General features: G+C 68.2%; 12 protein-coding genes. 3 read left to right on the top strand and 9 right to left on the bottom strand.

What is annotated here, in order from left to right; genetic code table 11:
- Positions 1 to 43: 43 nt before the first annotated feature.
- Positions 44 to 1759 carry an IlvD/Edd family dehydratase gene (locus J3R73_RS28895; RefSeq protein ID WP_307435598.1) on the bottom strand — a complete coding sequence of 572 codons (1716 nt, stop codon included), beginning with the start codon at positions 1757 to 1759 and terminating at the stop codon, positions 44 to 46.
- Positions 1760 to 1914: 155 nt separating this feature from the next.
- Here J3R73_RS28895 and J3R73_RS28890 point away from each other — a divergent pair, with 155 nt between their 5' ends.
- Both J3R73_RS28890 and J3R73_RS28885 read left to right on the top strand, forming a co-directional pair.
- Complete coding sequence (locus J3R73_RS28890; protein ID WP_307435595.1) at positions 1915 to 2673, top strand: SDR family NAD(P)-dependent oxidoreductase; 759 nt, start codon at positions 1915 to 1917, stop codon at positions 2671 to 2673.
- A 90-nt stretch (positions 2674 to 2763) separates the two neighbouring features.
- On the top strand, positions 2764 to 3720 hold the full coding sequence (locus tag J3R73_RS28885; protein WP_307435592.1) for a sugar-binding protein: 957 nt from the start codon (positions 2764 to 2766) through the stop codon (positions 3718 to 3720).
- A gap of 274 nt (positions 3721 to 3994) precedes the next feature.
- On the opposite strand, the gene J3R73_RS28880 is transcribed toward J3R73_RS28885, so the two are convergent.
- The 4 genes from J3R73_RS28880 to J3R73_RS28865 form a co-directional block, all read right to left on the bottom strand.
- Positions 3995 to 4900, bottom strand: coding sequence for a 3-hydroxyacyl-CoA dehydrogenase (locus tag J3R73_RS28880; protein ID WP_307435588.1), 906 nt, complete (start codon positions 4898 to 4900; stop codon positions 3995 to 3997).
- A 47-nt stretch (positions 4901 to 4947) separates the two neighbouring features.
- Positions 4948 to 5982: an ABC transporter permease gene (locus tag J3R73_RS28875; protein ID WP_307435585.1), complete on the bottom strand. Its 1035-nt coding sequence runs from the start codon at positions 5980 to 5982 to the stop codon at positions 4948 to 4950.
- Positions 5983 to 5998: 16 nt separating this feature from the next.
- Positions 5999 to 7516, bottom strand: coding sequence for a sugar ABC transporter ATP-binding protein (locus J3R73_RS28870; RefSeq protein WP_307435582.1), 1518 nt, complete (start codon positions 7514 to 7516; stop codon positions 5999 to 6001).
- Positions 7517 to 7676: 160 nt separating this feature from the next.
- Positions 7677 to 8900, bottom strand: coding sequence for a substrate-binding domain-containing protein (locus tag J3R73_RS28865; RefSeq protein WP_307435579.1), 1224 nt, complete (start codon positions 8898 to 8900; stop codon positions 7677 to 7679).
- A 371-nt stretch (positions 8901 to 9271) separates the two neighbouring features.
- Between J3R73_RS28865 and J3R73_RS28860 the strand changes: the two genes are divergently transcribed.
- A complete protein-coding gene (locus J3R73_RS28860) occupies positions 9272 to 10003 on the top strand; it encodes a FadR/GntR family transcriptional regulator (protein ID WP_307435574.1) in 732 nt (243 codons plus the stop codon).
- A 265-nt stretch (positions 10004 to 10268) separates the two neighbouring features.
- Here the strand turns inward: J3R73_RS28860 and J3R73_RS28855 are convergent, their stop codons facing one another.
- From J3R73_RS28855 to J3R73_RS28840, 4 genes are all read right to left on the bottom strand, one after another.
- Positions 10269 to 11372 (bottom strand): AI-2E family transporter, encoded by a 1104-nt coding sequence (locus J3R73_RS28855; RefSeq protein ID WP_307435571.1) that lies wholly within the window; start codon positions 11370 to 11372, stop codon positions 10269 to 10271.
- Positions 11373 to 11558: 186 nt separating this feature from the next.
- A complete protein-coding gene (locus tag J3R73_RS28850; RefSeq protein ID WP_307435568.1) occupies positions 11559 to 12689 on the bottom strand; it encodes an extracellular catalytic domain type 1 short-chain-length polyhydroxyalkanoate depolymerase in 1131 nt (376 codons plus the stop codon).
- A 142-nt stretch (positions 12690 to 12831) separates the two neighbouring features.
- Complete coding sequence (locus J3R73_RS28845; protein WP_307435565.1) at positions 12832 to 13239, bottom strand: response regulator; 408 nt, start codon at positions 13237 to 13239, stop codon at positions 12832 to 12834.
- Between the two features lie 278 nt (positions 13240 to 13517).
- A complete protein-coding gene (locus J3R73_RS28840) occupies positions 13518 to 16724 on the bottom strand; it encodes a hybrid sensor histidine kinase/response regulator (protein ID WP_307435562.1) in 3207 nt (1068 codons plus the stop codon).
- Between the last annotated feature and the right edge of the window lie 135 nt (positions 16725 to 16859).

The raw sequence follows: 16859 nt of genomic DNA, 5'->3' as shown, positions 1-16859 counted from the left end.
GTTGCCGAAGGCGTGCGGCCGGGCGGCGGCGGCCGGATCGGCATCAGACCGGCGCGACCTTCGTCTGCGCCGGCACGAAGGAGCCGAAATCGCAGCCGCCATCGGCCTGCAGCACCTCGTTGAGGTAGAGCCGGCGATAGCCGCGCTCGTCCGGCGGCGCGGCGGCGGGGAGCGCGGCACGCCTGCGCTCGAGCTCCGCCTCGTCGACCAGCAGGTCGAGCCGGCGGCCCGCGGTGTCCAGGCATACGGTGTCGCCGGTCCGCACCAGGCCGAGAGGACCGCCGGCCGCCGATTCGGGCGTGATATGCAGCACGATCGTGCCGAAGGCGGTGCCGCTCATGCGGGCATCGGAGATGCGGACCATGTCCTTCACGCCGGCGCGGGCGAGCTTGCGGGGGATCGGCAGGTAGCCGGCCTCCGGCATGCCCGGCGCGCCTTTCGGCCCGGCATTGCGCAGCACCAGGACGCTCTGCGGCGTGACGTCGAGATCGGGGTCGTCGATGCGGGCGGCGAGGTCGGCGAGATCCTCGAACACCAGGGCCGGGCCGGTATGCTGCAGCAGCGCCTGGTCGGCGGCGGCCTGCTTGATCACGGCGCCGCCCGGCGCGAGGTTGCCGCGTAGCACCGCCATCGCCCCGGACCGGTAGACGGGGTCGGCCAGCGGCCTGACGACCTGCTGGTCGAACGGCGCCGGCGCGGCATCGATCTCCTCGCCCAGCGTGCGTCCCGTGACGGTCATGCAATCGAGATCGAGCATCGGCCTCAGCTCGCGCAGGATCGCCGTCAGGCCGCCCGCCTTGTAGAGGTCCTCCATATAGCCCTGTCCCGTCGGCTTGAGGTCGACCAGCACCGGCGTCTCGCGGCCGAGCCGGTCGAAGCCCTCGAGGTCGACCCGGATGCCGGCCCGGCCGGCGATGGCGGTGAGATGGATGAGGGCGTTGGTCGAGCCGCCGGCCGCCAGGATGACCCGGAGGGCGTTGGTGACGGAAGCCGGCGTGACGATCCGGTCGGGCGTCAGCCCTTCGGCGGCGAGCGCCACGGCCCGTTCGCCGGTCCGTTCGGCGAGGCGGCGCCGCTCGGCATGCACGGCGGGCACGCTCGCCGACCCCGGCAGCATGAAGCCCATCGCCTCGGCGGCGAGCGCCATGGTGCTCGCCGTGCCCATCACCGAGCAGGTGCCGATGGTCGGCGCCAGCTCGTAATTGACGGCCTGGATGCCCGCCTCGTCGATCTCGCCGGCCCGGTAGCGGGCCCAGAAGCGGCGGCAGTCGGTGCAGGCGCCGAGGCGCTCGCCGCGCCAGCTGCCGGCCAGCATCGGCCCGGTGACGAGCATGATGGCGGGTATGTTGGCGCTGAGCGCACCCATCAGCAGAGCGGGCACCGTCTTGTCGCAGCCACCGAGCAGGATGACCGCGTCCATCGGCTGGCCGCGGATCATCTCCTCCGCGTCCATCGCCATGAGGTTGCGCAGATACATGCTGGTGGGATGGGAGAAGCTCTCATGGATGGAGACCACCGGGAACGGCACCGGGATGCCGCCGCTCAGCATGACGCCGCGGCTTGCCGCCGCGATCAGTTCGGGCACGTTCTGGTGGCAGGCATTATAGCCCGAATGGGTGTCGACGATGCCGATGATCGGGCGTTCGAGCGCCTCTTCGGTATAGCCCATCGCCTTGATGAAGGCCTTGCGCAGGAAGACCGAAAAGTCGCGGTCGCCATAATGGGGCAGGTTCCGGCGCATGCCGAAGGGCTTGGTCATGTTCGTCCTCGTTTCGGCATGAGGATCGGCCTTTCGATGTTATTGTCAATTGGATCATTGACAATATTTTCAAAACTTCCGAAGCTGCCGGCAGGCCGTGACGCGGCGTGGCCGCGGCGCTGCAGCCATGCGATCGGGCAGGGGATATGGAACGGGTGACGGGACGCCTCAGGGACAAGCGCATCATCATCACCGGTGCGGTCGGCAATATCGGCAAGGCGGCGGTGGAAGCCTTCGTGGCGGAGGGTGCGCGGGTGGTGATCGGCGACGTCGACGTCGCCCGCGGCGAGGAAGCCGCTGCGGCCTTCGGTCCGGCCGTCCGTTTCGTGCCGGTCGACGTCGCCGACGAGGCCAGCCTCGCCCATCTCGTCGAAGCGGGCGTCGACTGGCTCGGCGGTCTCGACGTGCTGGCGCAGAATGCCGGGCTGATGAGGTCGGGCAGCATCCTCGATTTCGATGCGGCGGCGTTCGACCGGCTGTTCGCCGTCAATGTGCGCGCGCTGTTCATCGGCGCCAGGCATGCCATTCCCCACCTGAAGAAATCGGGCCGCGGCTCGATTATCAACACGGCCTCGCTCGCCGGCAAGCGGGGCGGGCCGGGCCTGACCGCCTATGCCGCCTCCAAGGGCGCCGTGATCGCCTTCACGACAACGCTGGCGCTCGAACTCGCCCCCGAGCGGATCCGCGTGAACGCCATCTGTCCCGGCTGGGTCGACACCGCCTTCAACCAGCCGATCATCGACTTCATGGGCGGCCCCGAAGCCCAGGCCGCCAAGGTCTCCGCCATGGTGCCGCTCGGCCGGCAGGGACAGCCGCACGAGATCGCGCCGCTCTTCGTGTTCCTGGCCTCGGACGAGTCCTCCTACGTGACGGCGCAATCGATACTGGCCGATGGCGGCGCCTTCAACGGCTGACGCACGCCATCGCCCCGTACAGGAAATCACCTCGCATCCGACGAGGGTGATCGCAAGGCTCGGACGAGCCGGACAAGAGGGAGAGAAACGATGAAGCTCATGGGATCGAGGGCCGCCGTCGCGGCCGTGATGCTCGCCGGCGCGCTCGCATCCGCGCAGGCCGCGGAGAAGAAGCAGCTCTATTTCGTGCCGAACGGCGCCGTCGACTTCTGGAAGCTGGCCGAGGCCGGCATGAAGAAGGCGCAGGCGGAACTGCCCAATTACGCCATCCAGATCAAATATCCCGAGCAGTCGTCCGCCGCCATCCAGGACCGCCTCCTCGACGACCTCGTGGCGAACGGCGCCGCCGGCATCATGGTGAGCTCGGTCGACCCCAAGACCCAGACCGAGGCGCTCGACAAGGTCGCCGGACAGACCCTGCTGTTCACCACCGACAGCGATGCCCCCCGCAGCAAGCGCGCCGCCTATATCGGCTCCAGCAACAAGGATGCCGGGCGCCAGGCTGCCGAGATCCTGAAGAAGGCGCTGCCCAATGGCGGCAAATGCATCGCCTTCGCCGGGCTGCCGGGCGCCGACAACGCACGGGAGCGGCTCGAAGGCATCCGGGAATCGATCCAGGGCACCAAGATCGAGATCCTCGACGTGCGCGCCGACGACATGGACCAGGCGCGCGCCAAGCGCAATGTCGAGGACATCCTCACCGCCCGCAGCGACGTCAACTGCATGATCGGCGTCTACGCCTACAACACGCCGCAGATCTACCTGGCCCTGCAGGAGGCCGGCAAGCTCGGCCAGATCACCGTCGTCGGCTTCGACAACGACCAGGCGACGCTCGGCGGCATCAAGGACGGCTCGATCGCCGGCACCGTGGTGCAGCAGCCCTTCGAATGGGGCTATCAGGGCATGAAGGACATGGCGCGCTACCTGGAGGGCGACAAGTCGTTCATCCCGGCCGACGGGCTGATCATCATCCCCACGCAGATCATCGACAAATCGAATGTCGACGGCTTCATCGCGCAGGTGAAGACCTGGCTGAGCGCCAAGTAGGACGGAAGCGATGTGCCGGTCTTCGGACCGGCATTGTCGCGCGAAAGGAACAGGAAGAGATACGGGAAATGACGCGATTTTCCTTCTCCCGGCTCGGGAGAAGGGCGCTGATCATATCGTCGGCCTATACGTCCGGCCGCTCCACCCTCCGACGTCAGCCTCCATGGTCGCGCGATGGGGGGTCGATCACCGATCGACCTCTTCCTTTACGGCTATGGCAGCTTCGCGTTTCCAGGAAGGGCGCTCGGCGCCCGCCCTCCATCCCCGCCTTCGCTCAATCGTGCGGCGCTGCCTTCACCGCCTTCAGCGCGGCGAGGTAGCGGTCGCGCCAGGCCCGGCGCTCGGGTAGGGCCTCCTCGCTCACCGTCCCGCGCAGCTGCCGTTCGATCTCGGCGACGAGGGCCGGGCTCCACGGCCGCGGATCGGCCTGCTCGCGGGCGAGGTCGAAATACATCGGCCCGAGGTTGCGGCAATATTCGGCGATGCCGTTGGCGGCGTTGAGGTCGATGGTCTGGAACGGCCCCATGAAGAACCAGCGCAGGCCGAGCCCGTCCGACACCGCGCGGTCGACCTCGTCGGCGCTGCAGATGCCGTCCTCGACGAGGCGGAAGGCCTCGCCCAGCAACGCGCTCTGCAGCCGGTTGACGACGAAGCCGGCGATCTCCCGCCGGAGTTCGATCGGCGACTGCCCGACGCTGCGCATCACCGCGCCGGCCCGCTCGACGACCTCGGGCGCGGTCCAGGGCGCGGGGACGATCTCGACCAGCGGCACGAGATGCGGCGGGTTGATCGGATGCACGACGAGGCAGCGGCGGTTGCCGGCCAGGCCCTCGGTGAAGGCCGAGGCCGGCAGGCCCGACGTCGAGCTCGCCAGGATGGTGTCGGGGCCGGCCGCGGCGTCGAGGCGCCGATAGAGCGCCTTTTTGATCTCGAGCCGCTCGGGCGCGCTTTCCTGCACATAGTCGGCGCCGGCGAGCGCCTCCTCGAGGCTCGGCGCCGTGCGGATGCGGGAGAGGACGCCATCTCCGTCCGCGCCGGCATTGGCGGCGGCGAAGGCGGCCACCCTGCCGGCGGCGGCGGGATCGGGATCGTGGACGACGACGTCGAGGCCGGCGCGGGCGAAGACCAGCGCCCAGGAGGAGCCGACGACGCCGGCTCCGATCACGGCAATTGAAGTCATGGGACGGACCTTCCCTGCAGGTTGGTTCGAGGCGGCGAGGGGCCGTCTCAGCGTGGATTGCCGGTGGTGGCGGCGCGCTGGCGCCGCCGGGCGGCATAGACGGACAGGCCGACGGCGACGACGAGGATGCCGCCGTTGAAGAAATACTGGATGTAGAACGGGGCTCCCAGCTGCTGCACGCCCGAGAAGGAGAAGGCGAGGACCAGGACGGACAGCAGCGTGCCGACGACGTTGACGCGGCCGGGCTTGATCGAGGTGGCGCCGAGCAGCGTGGCGGCGAAGGCCGGCAGCAGATATTCCGGGCCGACGCTCGGCGTGCCCGTCTGCAGGATGCTGCCGAGCACGATGCCGGCGAAGCCGCTGATCAGGCCGGAGGCGATGAAGGCGCCCATCACATGGCGCTGGACATGGATGCCGGTGAGTTCGGCGGCGCGCACATTGGCGCCGATGACGTAGAGGTTGCGGCCGACCGGCAGCATCTCGGTGACGCCCCACAGGATCACGGCGATGACGGCGACGTAGAGGGCCGGCAGGGGCAGGCCGTGCCAGATCTGCGTCAGGCCGGTGAAGCTGTCGGGCAGGTCCATGCCGACGATCTGCTCGCCATTGCTGAACCAGTTGCTGATCCCATAGAGCAGCGTGCCGGTGCCCATGGTGGCGATGAAGGAATCGATCCTGAACCAGGTCACCAGCGCGCCGTTGACGAAGCCGGTGAGCACCGCCAGCGCCAGGATCAGCGCGGCGGATTCGGCCCAGCCGAAGCCGAGCTGCACCTGCATGCCGATGATCAGCACCTGCGCCATGCCGGCATGGTAGCCGACCGACAGGTCGAACTGCTTGGTGGCGAGCGGGATCATCTCGGCGAGCGCCAGCATCGCCGTCACCGACTGGCTGACCAGGATGGCGTTGATGTTGGTCATGCTCAGGAAGCTGGCGGGCCTGAGCAGGCCGAAGACGGCCATCACCAGCACGAAGACGACCAGCAGGCCGTAGACCGCGACGAGATTGGCCAGCGTCTGCGGCTGGCGGGCCCGCGGCCGCGCGGCCGGATCCGGCCTGCTTTGCGATGTCGGATGGGACACGGTTTTCTCCGGCATGTCAGGAAACGGAAGGCGCGGCTTCGGCGCCGGTCGAGGAACGGGCGATGAGGCCGTCCAGGGTCAGCGCGGAGCCGGCGAGCTCCGCCACGATCGCGCCGCGCCCGATGACGAGTGCGCGGTCGCACAAGGAGGCGACCTCCTCGAAATCGGAGGAGATCACGAGGATGCCCGCCCCTTGCGCCGCGATGTCGCGGAGCATGCGGTGGATGACGCCCTTGGCGCCGATGTCGACGCCGGCGGTGGGCTCCTCCATGATGAACAGGCGGGCGCCCGTCGCCAGCCAGCGGCCGACGAAGACCTTCTGCTGGTTACCGCCGCTGAGCCAGTCGATCAGCGCCGAAGGGTCGGGCGGGCGGACGTCGAAGCGGTCGAGCACGCGCGCCGCCTCGGCGGTCTCGCGGTCGTGCCGGATCGGCAGGAATGCCCTGCCGCCGACATTGGCGGTGTTGGGATAGAGATTCTCGCGCAGCGACATGCCGCTGATGGCGCTCTCGCGCAGCCGGTCGCCGGCGAGGAGGGCGATGCCGCGCGCGATGCGGCCGGCGATCCCGAGGTCGGCAGGGATGACATCACCGCCGAGGCGGATCGTGCCCTGCTCCTGGCGCCGTGCGCCGAAGATCGTCCGGCCGATCGCCTCGTGGCCCGCCCCGCGCAGGCCGACCAGGCCGAGCACTTCGCCGGCGCCGACCGTGAAGCTGAAGGGGCCCTGCTCGCCGATGCAAAGCCCCTCGACCTCCAGCAGGAGCGGCCGTCCCCCGCCCGCCTCCGCCCCGCGGTGATCGATCTCGAGGTCGCGCCCGAGCATGTCGCGCACGATGGCGTCGGTGGTCAGCGCGCCGATCGGGTTGGTGCTGACATGGCGGCCGTCGCGGAAAACGGTGACGCTGTCGGCGAGCCCGAAGAGTTCGTTCAGCCGGTGGCTGACATAGAGAATGCTGGTGCCGGAGGCTCGCAGCCGCCTGAGGATATCGAAGAGATGCTCCGCATCGGGCCCCGGCAGGGATGCCGTCGGTTCGTCGAGTACGACGATGCCGGCCTTGCGCGACAGCGCCCGGACGATGCCGAGCACCGCCTTGCTCGCGGCGCTGAGCGTGCCGACCAGCGCGCGCGGATCGGGCGGCTCGACCCCCATCGTCGCGTAGATGTCCCGCGTCTGCGACCACACGCGGCGCCAGGAAATGAAGCCGCCGCTCTTCGGGAAGCCCGCGACGAGGGCGACGTTCTCGCCGATGCTGAGCTCGTCGACGAGGCCGAGATCCTGGTGGACGAAGGCGATCGGCAGGTCCTCGCTGCCGGGGTGGACCAGCCGGCCGTCGATGTGGATCTCGCCTTCGTCCGGCGTGTACAGGCCGGCCAGCGTCTTGATCAGCGTCGATTTCCCCGCCCCGTTCTCGCCGACCAGCGCATGGATCTCGCCCCGCCGGATCGTCAGGTCGACATGGTCGAGGGCGAGCGTGCTGAGGAAGCGCTTGGTCAGGCCGCGGATCGATACGGCCGGGATCGGTTCATCCGCCATGCTTGGGTTCCGAGATTGGGAGCGCGGACGCCTCGTCCACAGGCGCTAACCTATTCGCGCGATTGGAGAGTCGATCACCGATCGACCTTCTTTCTCGACGCAGGCTCTGCATTTCGAAGAGGGGCGATCGGTGATCGCCCCTCCATAAGGGGGTTCGTCGTCACCCTCCGCATGCGTTCTTGGTGCCCTTCCAGATGTTCAGGTAATGGCAGGCGAAATTGTTGCTGGGCACGAATTCGTTCTTCGAGCCTCCCTCGCTGTCGACATTCTCCTTCACGATCAGGAAGGTCGGCTGGATGAATTTGGCCGGCTCCTGCCCCGCCATGGCGTGGACCACCGCATCCACCGCCTCATAGCCGAAGAGCGAGCTCGGCTCGGGCACGCTGGCGACCTCGAAGCCGCCCTTGCGGATCATGTCGTAGGCCGAGGGCGGCGCATCGGCGCCGACGAGCTTGATCTTGTCGGGCGAGGCGCCGGCCGAGCGCAGGGCGGCGGCGGCGTTGGTATAGTAGCCGTCGCAGCAGGTGGTCATCCACCAGCTGTCGCCATATTTGCCGAGCAGGCCGGTGATCGCCGGCGTCATGCGGTTCGAAGCCTCGCCGAGCGGCATGTTGATGGTTTCGAGCATCTTGCAGGTCGGGCAATTGGCGATCGGGGTCGTCGTCGCCTTGGCCTTGAAGCGGGCGATGGCATAGGAGTTGTCGACCATGTGGATGTCCTGGGCCTTGCCCTCGGACATGGCGATCACATAGGCGGCTTCCGTCTGGCCGATCTCGGCGGGGTTGGAGACGATGTTGTGGTAGAGGCCGAGCTCGGGGCTCGGGCCGGGGAAGGCGGTCGCATGGATGCCGATGACCGGAATATGCCGGGCCACCGCGTCCTTGATCGGCTTCTGCAGGGCGTTGGCGTCGGCGGGCGTGATGATGGCGACCGGGTTGGCGGCGAGCGCCTGCTGCATCGCGGACAGCGTGCCGCTGACGGTGCCCTGGCCGTTGAAGGTGAGCACCTTCCAGCCGAGCGCCTTGGCGCCTTCCTCGACGCCCCGGCCCCACAGGACATGCGGCGTATAGGACTGGTCGGGCGAGACATAGGCGATGGTGAAGTCGCCGGCAGGCGCCTTCGGCCCGTCGGTGGGGCCCTTCCATTCGGTCTGCGGCTTGGTGCGCTCGGCGACGATGGCCTTGGCCTCGTCGACCGACAGCGTCTCCTTGATCACCGGATCCGGCCATTTCGGATAGGGCTCGGCCCGCGTGGCGCTCTGCGCCAAGGCGTGGCCGCCGATGACGGTGGCGGCGATCAGCGCCGCGGCGCGGAGCGTCCTGGGCAGGACCCTCGCGGAGCGGGCGGTCTTGTGCGCAACGGGCGCGGTCTCTTCCGGGAACATCGTTTCCTCCTGGGTTGATGATGGCCGCTTCGTTTGGCGAGCGGCTCTGTCGAACGGCGCCGGGTGTCGGCGGGGGTGACGGGCTTCGATTGTGCTTGTGAAGTCTGAATGTCTGATATTATGAATGACGAACAGCCCCATCCTGTCAAGCGGGAGAATGCGAGCGGCATGCACCGGTCCCGATATCGAGCGACGCCGCCGTCGCACGGCCGCCTTTCCCCGGATCCCGGCGCCTCCGTCGCCGGTGGAAATACGGCCGCGGATCGGGCATATGCATGGCTGCCAACGGGCGCCGTCGGGGGATCCGGCTCCTGCAGGGGCGCGCCATGACCGCCCCATCCACACGGCCCCCGCACGGACAGAGTGCCTCCATGACCGACTCGAAAAAGACGGAGACCGGCAACCTGATCCGCCCGGTCAGCCGCGCCACGCTGCCGCAGGAGATCGTCAAGGCGCTGACCGATCTCATCATGAAGCGGGTGTGGAAGCCCGGCGACATCATCCCCAGCGAGAAGGAACTCGCCATCCGCTTCCAGGTCGGCCGCTCGACGGTGCGGGAGGCGGTGAAGAGCCTCGTCGTCATCGGCGTGCTCGATGCCCGGCCCGGCGAGGGCTCCTTCGTGCGCGCGACCAGCTCGGAGCTGCTGTCGGGCGCCTTTCATTGGGGCCTGCTGCTCGGCGAGCGCAATCTCGACGACCTCGTCGACGTGCGTGTGCTCGTCGAGGTCGAATGCACGCGGCGGGCGGCGGAACGGCGCTCACCCGCCATGCTCGACCAGCTCGGCGAATCGATAGCAGACATGGAGGCCCACCAGACCGACCACAATGCGTTCATGGAAAGCGACACCAGGTTCCATCTCGCCATCGCCCAGGCGGCGCAGAACCCGATCTTCGAGAATATCGGCGGGACGATCCAGTCCATCGGCCGCATCTGGTATCCCAAGACCTACTATATCCCCGAGACCAAGGGCCTCACCATCACCGAGCATCGCGCCATCGCCGAGGCGATCGCCGCCGGCGACGTCCAGGCGGCGGCCGACGCGATGCGCGCCCACCTCGTCTCGGCGGGCAAGCGGCTGCGGCGCATCCTGTCGGGCGAGTAGCGGTGGGCTGCGGGCGCCACGCCCATAGGCGCTAACATATGGGCAAGACCCGCCTTCTCCCTGTTCGGGAGAAGGTCCCGGCAGGGGGATGAGGGTCTAAACTTCAACGCAGATAGCTCAATAGTCGCGCTGGAATTGCAGAAGTCTAGACCCTCATCCGGCGCTTCGCGCCACCTTCTCCCGCATGGGAGAAGGAAAATCGCGCTATTGTCGGCAAAGTTAGCGCCTATGGACGCCACGCCTGCCTCTATTCTTCGAGCAAGCCTTATCCTTCGAGGAAATGGCCGATGGCGTTGAGCGGCTTGACGCCGTCGCAGATGATCTTGGCGATGGCGAGCATGGGAACGGCGAGGATTGCGCCGGGGGCGCCCCACATCCAGAACCAGAAAATGAGGAAGATGATCACCAGCACGGGATTGAGGGTGAAGCGCCGGGCCAGCAGCATCGGCGTGATCATCTCGCCCTCAATGAGGTGCACCAGCAGATAGAGCCCGGCCGGCAGCAGGGCGGCGCCGAGGCCGTCCTGGCTCAGCAGTCCGGCGAGCAGGAAGATGGCGATGCCGCCGAACGGGCCGATGATGGGGATGTAGTTGAGGAGGAAGGCGACGCTGCCCCACAGCACGGGATCGCCGACGCCGCAGACCCACATGATGAGGCCGGTCGCCACGCCGACGGCGCCGTTCATCAGCGTGATGGTGATCAGGTAGGCGGAGATGTTCTCCTCGATCTGCTGCGACAGCTCGACCACCTGCCGCTTGTCGCTGAAGCGCGGCAGCACCTCGACGAAGCGGCGAAGGAACGTGTCGCCCGAGACCAGCAGGAAGAACAGGATCAGGATCGTTTCGAAGAAACCGCTGGCGAAATGCTGCGTGCCCTTGAACAGGGTGTCGGAGATGCCCGTCGTCGGGGCTCCGGCGTGGCTGCCGCCGTCGATCTGGCGCAGGAAGGTCTGCAGGTCCTGGATCGGATGGCTGAGGAATTGCAGCCTTTCCTCCAGGCGGGGCAGGCCGGACGGCAGCTTCTCGGCCCATGTCGCGGCGGGACCCGAGATGGCCGCGCCGCCGGCGACGATGACGCCGAAGACGGCGAAGATGATCAGGAGGGCGCCGAGCGAACGGGGAACGCTGAAGCGTTCCATGACGCGCATGCCCGGCTGCAGCAGCAGCTTGAGCACGAAGGCCAGGATGATCGGCAGGATGATGTCGGAGGCGACATAGGCGACCGCCAGCAGCGCGATCGCCAGCAGGCAGGCCAGCAGCACAACTTTCGGGTCCGACGAAAACGGTCCCCCCTCGCGCATCAGGTCCGGAACCTCCTTCGGTTCCGTGTGGGTCGTCGGTATGGTGACCGAGAGCAGGGGATCTGTCATGGCGCTCTTTGCAGGGGTGAAGGCGTCGGAGCCCTTCCAGCGCATGCGGTTGCCTGGACGGGCGCGACGATGTTCGGACGCGGAAAATCTGCACACTCAATGTGCGCGGCGTCAAAACGTTCCTCCGCCAAGAACGGCACGAAGAAGATGGTCGGCCGGCAAGAACAAGGCCGCGGTTCCGGCCGTCTATTCCTTTGCGGTACTTGCCAGGAAAAACCGCACCATCTCGGCGGATGCATCCGGTCCCGACGGATCGGTGTAGGAGCCCTCGGCGTGTCCGCCCGCCCAGGCGTGGCCGGCACCGTCGATCATCCAGCAGTCGACGAGCGGGATCCCGCTCCGGTCGAAGACGGTCGTGCGGCTGAACGAACGGCCCGTCTGCGTGCTTCCCGGCTGCGTACGGGTCTCCGAGACGGGCAGCCGCGATCGCGCCCGCTCGGCGATCCGCTCGGCGTTCGAGGGATGCACGGTCCCGTCGGCCCGCCCCTGGAAGATGATCATGCGCACCGGCGCGGCGTCCGCGGCCGGGAGGTCGCGGACGAGGCCGCCGGGCACCTCGCCCCGCATCGCTGCGAAGGCGGACATGGCGTCGTTCGCCGACCGGTAGGCAAGGCCCGAATGGGCGCCGACCGCGGCATAGAGATCGGGATGGGTCTCGCCCATCACCACGGCCATCGCGGCCCCGGCGGACAGGCCCGCGACGAAGGTCCGGTCGCGCGGAACGCTGAACTCCGCCTGGAGCGCGCGGGTCATCCCGGCGATGATCGCCGGCTCGCCGGCCTCGCGCGTCTGGTCGGCGGGGTTGAACCAGTTCCAGCAGGCCGAGGGATTGGCGCCTTGGCTCTGGTTCGGATAGGCGATGACGAGCCCGTACTCCTCCGCCCTGGCATTCATGCCGGTGCCGGCCGCGAAATCGTCCGCGTCCTGCTTGCAGCCATGCAGCATGACGACCAGGCCGCGCGCGCCTTGCGCGGCGGCAGCCGGGATATAGAGCCGGTAGCTGCGCGCACCGGCCGGCCCGGCGAAGGACCGCGTCACGAATTGCGCGCCGGGCGGCAGGGGCTGGGCGACGCGTGCCGGCCTGGGCGTGCCCGAAAGGGCGGAGAAGTCCGGCATCGCCTGTCTCCCGGCCCGCAGCGCCGCGAGCACGTCCGCCATGGGCTTGCGCAGGCGGAAAGGCCGTTCCCCCGGGCCCGGAGGAACGGGTGCGAAGGGCTGCACCATTCCTTCCTGGAGCGCGCGCATGGCCTCGCCGGGATTGCCGGCCCGTACCGACTGCATCGCACGACGCAGGGTCGCCGCCAATTTACTGTCCATGACATCGATCCTCGTTGCGGACGGTTGCCCGCCGCCGTCGCTCAATATGGGGTGCCGGCCGCGGGCCAGACAGGTGGGGAAGCCGGTATCGCGCGGAAGGCGGGCGGCCGCGTCGGGCCGGGTGCCCTCGACGCCGAGCCGGTCAGGCGGAGAGGGCGCGAGACGGGGTGCCGTCATGGGCGGCGCGCCGCAGCACGTCGGTCACCTGCTCCAGGCCGTAGGGCTTGGAGATGAAGCGGCTGCCCTCCGGCAATTCGTTCCGCGAATATTTCTGGCGGCCCGACGTGATGACCAGCTTGATCGGCGGCCAGCGGTCGCGGATCGTCGCCGCCAGCTTGAGGCCGTCCATCGAACCGGGCATGTTGATGTCGGTGAAGACGATGCGGACGTCGTTCCGGCTGCGCAGGATGTCGATCGCGGCATCCGCGCTGTAGGCTCCGATCGCCTCGAAGCCCGCATCCTCCACGATATCCATGGCGTTCATCAGGATGATGGGCTCGTCCTCGACGACAAGAACGACAGATTTCTGGGAAGTGGTCGTCGTGGTCATCAGCGCGGTTCGTCCTGGCAATGCAGAACCCGACCCTTGCCCGCGTGGCGCGAGTACGGGACCCTGCCACACCGCAACGCGGACGCGCGCCCCCTGTTCCCCCTTAAAATGCAGGCCTGCATTGCAGAATGCCTGGCTCTGCCTTTCCCCGCGCGTTTGGAGGGTCGATCACCGATCGACCTCTTCCTCTCCGGCCGCCTCGGCGTTTCCAGGAAGGCGATCGGGTGATCGCCTCTCCATACCTCACGCCTCACCCGGCAAAGGCGGCGCTTGTGCGGTCAGCGTCCGGCCGTCACGGCGGCCAGCGCGGCGGCGAGTTCGGACTTCGTGCAGGACTGCGGGATCACCGCCGTCATCGGCGCGGCCGCCGCGGGATCGGCGGCGAGCTTCGCCTCGGCGGCCCGGTCGGCTGCCAGGATGACCGGCAGCGCGGCCTCGCGCGCCCGCGCCCGTTCGACGAGAAGCAGGCCCGCCATGTCGGGCAGCTGCGTCTCGCAGAGCAGGACGTCGACGTCGCGCATCGCCAGGGCCGTGCGCCCGTCGCTCGCCTCGAGGACCTGGTGGCCGAGTTCCCCGAGCATGCCGGCCATGACCCTGCGCGTCTGCGCATCGCCGGCGCAGACCAAGATCCGCAGCCGCCGGCCCCCGGCCCGTCCCTTCCCCCGGTCGTTTGCGAAGACATGGCGCAGCCTGTGGGCCAGGGATTCGCGCGTATAGGGCTTGCTGAGCAGTTCCACCCCCTCGTCGAGGCGGCCGGCATGCACGATCGCGTTCTCGGTGTAGCCGGAGGTGAAGAGCACGCTGAGATGGGGCAGGCGCTCGCGGGCCTTTCGCGCCAGTTCCGTGCTCTTCAGCGGGCCGGGCATGACCACGTCGGTGAACAGGAGGTCGATCGGCATGCCGCTTTCGATGATCGACAGTGCGCTCTGGGCATCCTTGGCCTTGAGCACGCGGTAGCCGAGGTCGCTGAGCAGCGCCACCGCGGTCTCCCGCACCGACGCATCGTCCTCCGCCACCAGGATGGTCTCGCTGCCGCCGATCACCGGGCCGGGCTCCAGGTCGACAAGGGTGTCCTCCGACTGGATCGAGCGCGGCAGATAGAGCCGCACGGTCGTGCCGTGGCCGATCTCGCTGTAGATCTTGATATGACCGCCCGATTGCTTGACGAAACCGTAGACCATCGACAGGCCGAGCCCGCTGCCCTTGCCTTCGACCTTGGTGCTGAAGAAGGGCTCGAAAACCTTCTCGACGATGTCGGGCGACATGCCGCAGCCGGTGTCGGTGACGGCGAGGAGCACATATTGCCCGGACGTCACGTCGGGATGTTCGGCCGCATAGGAGAGGTCGAGGAAGGCGTTGCCGGCCTCGATCGTCAGCTTGCCGCGCCCGTCCATGGCATCGCGCGCGTTGATCGCCAGGTTGAGGAGGGCATTCTCGACATTGGCCGGGTCGATCAGCGTGTTCCACAGGCCGCCTGCGATCACCGTCTCGACCTCGATCGCCTCCCCGAGGGTGCGCCGGAGAAGGTCGTCCATGCCGCGAAGGAGCCGTCCGAGATTGACGACCTTGGGGGCCAGCGGCTGCCGCCGGCCGAAGGCGAGCAGCTGGGAGGCGAGCTTGGATCCCCGCGACACGCCTTCCATGGCGTTCTGCACGCGGCGGCGGGCTTTCGCATTCTCCGCTATGTCCTTCTCCAGCAGCTGGAGATTGCCGCTCACCACCTGGAGCAGGTTGTTGAAGTCGTGGGCGACGCCGCCGGTCAGGTTTCCGATCGCCTCCATCTTCTGCGACTGGCGCAGGGCGTCCTGGGTCCTGACCAGCTCGGCCGTCCGCGCCTCGACGCGCTGCTCCAGCGTCGTCGCCAGATCGGCCAGCGCCGCCTCGGCCGTCTTCTGATCCTCGATCTCGGTATTGGTGCCGATCCATCGCTCGACGGCTCCCCGGGCGCCGCGGATCGGCACGGCCCGGGCGATGTGCCAGCGATAGGACCCATCATGGCGGCGGAGCCGGAATTCGGTCTCGTAGAGCATGCCGGCCTCGAGGGCCCTGGTCCAGGCCTGCAGGGCGCGCGGCGCGTCCTCGGGGTGGACCATCGCCGCCCAATTGTCGTCCAGCGTCCCCTCCGTCAGGCCCGCATAGGCGTAGACGCGGTCGTTGAACCAGTCGATGCTTCCGTCGGCCCTCGCGGTCCAGACATGATTCGGCATCGACTGGGCCATCAGCCGGAAGCGGCTTTCGCTCTCGCGGATCACCTGCTCGGCGGCGATGCGCGCCGAGATGTCGACGAACATCGCGGCGAACCGGCCGGGGCCCGCCGGCCGGGCCCGCGCCTCGAACCAGCGGCCGTTCAGGGCGGGAATCTCGATCTCGAGCTGGATGGATTGTCCGCCGTCCACCACGCCGGCACAGGTCTCGATCAACGCATCCCCGATACCGGGAACCATTTCGCGCACGGAGCGGCCGTTCACCTCGGCGGCCGGCAGGCCCGTCTGCTGCTCGAAAGCCGGATTGAGCTCCACGAAGCGGAAGTCGACCATCCTTCCGTTCGCGTCCCGGATCGCTTCGCCGATGAAGAAGCCTTCGTGCATCTGCTCGAACAGGCCGCGCCAGCGTGCCTCGCTGGCGATGACCGCGGCTTCGGCTCTCTTGCGCTCGGTGATGTCGAGCACGATGCCGACGAAGCGGCGAGTCCCCGCCTCGGGGCTGGAGACGACCTCACCGCGCCGCGCGATCCAGCGGATCTCGCCCGTCTGCGGGCAGATCCGGCGATATTCGGAATAGTCCAGCGGATTGGCGTGATGGAGCCTGGAGGGACCGGCCGCCTCGCGATCGTCCGGATGCATCAGGTCCAGGAGCAGATCGTCGGTGACGACCACATCGGGGTCGAGGCCCCAGATCCGGCGGTACTGATCGGAGACCTCCAGGAGGCCACTCTCGGGAAACCATTCGAACGTGCCGACGCCGCCCGCCTCCTGCGCGATGCGCAGGCGCTGTTCCACCCAGATGCGTTGGGTGGTGTCCTTGATCAGCGTCAGCACGCCGGCCGGCACGCATTGTTCGTCGAGCACCGGCGTATAGTCGATGTTGAGCCAGGCATCCTCGGGCTTGCCGTCGCGGTGCAGCACCAGATGCTGGTCGCGATAGGCCAGCGTTCCGCCGGCCAGGACGACGTCGAGGACGTTCCGGTTGAAGTCGGCGAGTTCCGGCCACGCCTCCAGGACCTTGCTGCCGAGCGAGGCGGGATGGCGGCCACCGGCGAACCGTGCATAGGCGTCGTTGTAGATCATCACGCCGTCGCGGCCCCACAGCAGGACCATCGGCGTCCTGGCGAACAGCATGAAGGAGACGAATGATTTGAGCGGCGCGGGCCAGCCCGCCGGCGGACCGATCGATGTCGACGACCAGTCGAACGTGGCGATCAGGGATGCCATCTCGCCGTCATGGGACAGGAAGGCGAGCGCGTCGGTGGAGGCGGGGGCGTGCATGAAACCCAGATGTCCCGGCTCCAGGATGGAGCCTTTTCCATCCTGACACCGATCCGGCGGAATGATCAACCGTCCGATCGCCCGCGGGGCGCGTCGACGGGCGGAACCGAACTTTTTGACGTCATGGACTTTGCC

Source organism: Labrys monachus (assembly GCF_030814655.1).
Lineage (GTDB): Bacteria > Pseudomonadota > Alphaproteobacteria > Rhizobiales > Labraceae > Labrys > Labrys monacha.
Note: the sequence above shows the minus strand (reverse complement) of the source record. Positions and strands in the feature narration are given on the sequence as shown.